The sequence below is a fragment of the Ruegeria sp. HKCCE3926 genome (assembly GCF_017872515.1).
Lineage (GTDB): Bacteria > Pseudomonadota > Alphaproteobacteria > Rhodobacterales > Rhodobacteraceae > Ruegeria.
Genome location: NZ_JAEDOU010000020.1, coordinates 1 through 4,477, shown reverse-complemented (window position 1 = coordinate 4,477; position 4,477 = coordinate 1). Strand labels below are relative to the sequence as shown.

3 protein-coding genes are annotated in these 4,477 nt (G+C 63.7%); all 3 read left to right on the top strand.

The window, feature by feature from the left end; all coding sequences use genetic code 11:
- Positions 1-1,095: glycine cleavage system aminomethyltransferase GcvT (gene gcvT, locus I9184_RS20825; protein WP_209835619.1), on the top strand; the 1,095-nt coding region annotated here is incomplete at its 5' end.
- Positions 1,096-1,112: 17 nt separating this feature from the next.
- Positions 1,113-1,478: a glycine cleavage system protein GcvH gene (gcvH, locus tag I9184_RS20820; RefSeq protein ID WP_171638644.1), complete on the top strand. Its 366-nt coding sequence runs from the start codon at positions 1,113-1,115 to the stop codon at positions 1,476-1,478.
- Positions 1,479-1,622: 144 nt separating this feature from the next.
- Positions 1,623-4,477 (top strand): aminomethyl-transferring glycine dehydrogenase (gcvP, locus tag I9184_RS20815; protein WP_171638645.1); only part of this gene is annotated, 2,855 nt, incomplete at its 3' end.

The window sequence follows — 4,477 nt, the reverse complement described above, 5'->3', positions numbered from 1 at the left end:
ATGACCACACCGAAGCGCACGCCCTTGTATGACCTTCACGTCGAACTTGGTGGCAAGATGGTTGATTTTGCGGGTTGGGAGATGCCTGTTCAGTATCCTTTGGGGATCATGGGAGAGCATAAGCAGTGCCGTGAGAAGGCGGCGTTGTTTGATGTGTCTCACATGGGTCAGGTGATCCTGCGCGGTGAGAATGTGGGTGAGAAGCTGGAAGCTCTGTGCCCGCAGGCCTATGCGACGCTGAAGGAAGGCAAGGCGCGGTACGGGTTCTTCACCAATGCCGAAGGCGGGATCATGGACGATTTGATCGTGTCGAATGCGGGGGATCACTACTTTGTGGTGGTGAACGCGGCGCTGCGCCATCAGGACATTCCGCATATGCGCGACAATCTGGACGGGGTTGAGGTGACCGAGATCTTCGACCGCGCGCTGGTGGCCGTGCAAGGCCCCAAGGCCGAAGATGTAGTCGGGGAACTCTGCCCCGCTGCCCGCGATCTGAAGTTCATGGAAACCACCGTGGCCGATATCAACGGCGTTGAATGCCGTATCTCGCGCCTGGGCTATACCGGCGAGGACGGGTACGAGATCTCGATCCCCGAGGATAAGGCGATCGAGATCACACGGGCCTTCCTGGCGCATGAGGAGTGCGAACCGGCGGGTCTGGGCGCGCGCGACAGCCTGCGGCTTGAGGCCGGGCTGTGCCTCTATGGCAATGACATCGACCAGAGCACCTCGCCGGTCGAGGCCAGCCTCGGCTGGGCGATGCAGAAGCGTCGCAAGGAAGAAGGTGGTTTTCCGGGGGCGGAGCGTATCCAGCGCGAACTGGCCGAGGGCGCAGCCCGCAAGCTGGTGGGCATCAAGCCCGACGGCCGTGCGCCGGCGCGTCAGGGCGTGGAAGTGCAATGCCTAGAGGGTAACACCATCGGTCAGATCACCTCGGGCAGCTTTGGCCCCACGGTCGGCGGCCCGGTTGCGATGGGTTATGTGAGCAAAGGCCATGGCGCGCCGGGCGAGAAGGTGAACCTGATCATCCGGGGCAAGGCGCAACCGGCGCAGATCGTGGCGCTGCCCTTCGTCAAACAGAATTACAAGCGTTGAAGTCAGGAGAGAGAAGCATGGCAACCTATTATTCCGAAGAACATGAATGGCTGAGCGTCGAAGGCGACACCGCCACGCTGGGCATCACCAAACACGCGGCTGAACAGCTGGGTGAGGTGGTGTTTGTCGAGCAGCAGGAAGTGGGCGACGAGTTCGAGAAAGACGGCGAGATCGGTGTGATCGAATCCGTCAAAGCGGCCTCGGAACTCTATGCTCCGGTCGATGGTGAGATCGTCGAGGTGAACGAGGCGCTGGCCGACAATCCCGGCGCGCTGAACGACGACCCCGAGGGCGAGGCCTGGATCTACAAGATCAAGATCAGTGACGCGTCGCAGCTCGAGGATCTGATGGACGAAGCCGGCTACAAGGCCTTCATCGGGTAAACCCGAACGGAGTCCCGGCATGGGGCTCCATCGAATTAATTGATGCCGCCGAATTTGGGCCCCGCCCTTCATCTGGCAAGAAATATCCCCGCCGGAGGCTCCCGCAGTCTCCGCCGGCCCTGACCTATCCATGGGAGCGCTGCAATGGCCTTCAAACTGACCGACTACGAAGCCTATGATTTTGCCAACCGTCGCCATATCGGTCCCAGCCCGACCGAGATGCGCGATATGCTGCAGGTGATCGGCTTCAAGACGCTGGACGAGCTGATCGACGCCACCGTCCCCCCGGCGATCCGGCAGAAACAGCCGCTGGACTGGGGTCCGGCGATGACGGAACGCGATGCGCTTTTCCACATGAAACAGGTGGCGGGGAAGAACAAGGTTCTGACCTCGCTGATCGGTCAGGGCTATTACGGCACCACCACGCCTGCGCCGATCCTGCGCAACATCCTGGAAAACCCGGCCTGGTACACCGCCTACACGCCGTACCAGCCCGAGATCAGCCAGGGCCGGCTCGAGGCGCTCTTGAACTTCCAGACCATGGTCAGCGACCTGACCGGGCTCGATGTGGCCAACGCCTCGCTGCTGGACGAGGCGACAGCGGCGGCCGAAGCCATGGCGATGGCCAAGCGCGGCGGCCGGTCCAAGGCCAACAACGCGGCCTTCTTCGTTGACAAGAACTGCCACCCGCAGACCATCGCGGTGATCAAGACCCGGGCCGAGCCTCTGGGCATCGACGTGCAGGTCGCCGACCCGGATCAGCTGGACGCGGGCGCGGTATTCGGCGCGATCTTCCAGTATCCGGGCACCTATGGCCATGTGCGCGACTTCACCGCCGAGATCGCGGCGCTGCATGAACACAAGGCCATCGCCATCGTCGCCGCCGACATCCTGTCGCTGGCGCTGCTGAAGTCACCGGGCGAGATGGGCGCGGACATTGCCATCGGCTCGACCCAGCGCTTTGGTGTGCCGATGGGCTATGGCGGCCCGCACGCCGCCTACATGGCCACCACCGACAAGCTGAAGCGATCCATGCCGGGCCGGATCATCGGTGTGTCCATCGACAGCCGCGGCAACAAGGCCTACCGCCTGTCGTTGCAGACCCGCGAGCAGCACATCCGCCGCGAGAAGGCGAACTCGAACGTCTGCACCGCGCAGGCGCTGCTGGCGGTGATTGCTTCGATGTATGCGGTCTATCACGGCCCCGACGGCATCAAGGCGATTGCCCAGTCGGTGCACCGCAAGACCTCGCGCCTGGCCGCCGGCCTGGAAGAGGCGGGCTTCTCGGTCGAACCCGAGGTGTTCTTCGACACGATCACGGTCGAGGTTGGCCATCTGCAGAAGACGGTGATGGAGGCCGCCGTGGCGCGCGGCGTCAACCTGCGCAAGGTGGGCGACACCAAGGTTGGCATCAGCCTGGACGAACAGACCCGCCCCGAGACGATCGAGGCGGTCTGGGGGGCCTTCGGCATCGACCGCAAGGATGACAGCTCGAACAAGCAATACCGCCTGCCGGATTATGCGCTGCGTGAAAGCGCCTATCTGACCCACCCGATCTTCCACCAGAACCGGGCCGAGGCCGAGATCACCCGCTATATGCGCCGTCTGGCCGACCGCGACCTGGCGCTGGACCGGGCGATGATCCCGCTGGGGTCCTGCACCATGAAGCTGAACGCCACGATCGAGATGATCCCGGTCACCTGGCCCGAGTTCGGCAATCTGCACCCGTTCTGCCCCGAAGATCAGGCGCAGGGCTATCACGAGATGATTGCGGATCTGAACGACAAGCTGTGCCAGATCACCGGCTATGACGCGATCTCCCAGCAGCCCAACTCGGGCGCGCAGGGCGAATATGCGGGCCTGCTGACGATCCGCAACTATCACTTTGCGCGCGGCGAAGGGCACCGCAATGTCTGCCTGATCCCGACCTCGGCCCATGGCACCAACCCGGCCTCGGCGCAGATGGTGGGCTGGCAGGTCGTGCCGGTGCAGGCGGATGACAAGGGCAATATCGATGTCGCCGACTTCCGCGCCAAGGCGGAAAAGCACTCGGATCATCTGGCCGCCTGCATGATCACCTACCCGTCCACTCATGGTGTGTTCGAGACCACCGTGCAGGAGGTCTGCCAGATCACCCATGACCACGGCGGTCAGGTCTATATCGACGGCGCCAACATGAACGCCATGGTGGGCCTGTCGCGCCCCGGCGACATTGGCGGCGACGTCAGCCACCTGAACCTGCACAAGACCTTCTGCATCCCGCATGGCGGCGGCGGCCCCGGCATGGGTCCGATCGGCGTCAAGGCGCATCTGGCCGAGCACCTGCCCGGGCACCCGGAATACGGCACCGCCGTGGGCCCGGTCTCGGCGGCGCCCTTCGGGTCTCCGTCCATTCTGCCGGTCAGCTGGGCCTATGTGCTGCTGATGGGCGGCGCGGGTCTGACGCAGGCGACCAAGGTGGCGATCCTGAACGCCAACTACATCGCGGCGCGGCTCAAGGATGCCTATCCGATCCTCTATACCTCGGAAACGGGGCGTGTGGCGCATGAATGCATCCTCGACACCCGGCCCCTGGACGCCGAGGCGCATGTCACCGTCGATGACGTGGCCAAACGCCTGATCGATTCAGGCTTCCACGCGCCAACGATGAGCTGGCCGGTGGCCGGCACCCTGATGGTGGAACCCACGGAGTCGGAACCCATGGCCGAACTGGACCGTTTCTGCGATGCCATGCTGTCGATCCGCTCGGAAGCGCAGGACATCATCGACGGCAAGATCGACGCGGAAAACAACCCGCTGAAAAACGCCCCCCACACGGTGCGCGATCTGGTCGGCGACTGGGACCGCCCCTACACCCGCGAACAGGCCTGCTTCCCGCCGGGTTCCATGGGCGTCGACAAATACTGGTCCCCCGTCAACCGCGTCGACAACGCATACGGTGACAGAAACCTCGTCTGCACATGCCCCCCAATGGACGCATACGCAGACGCCGCGGAATA

Excerpts from the sequence above, each read along its gene's own strand:
- gcvH (WP_171638644.1), top strand. The coding sequence starts at position 1,113 with ATGGCAACCTATTATTCCGAAGAACATGAATGGCTGAGCGTCGAAGGC.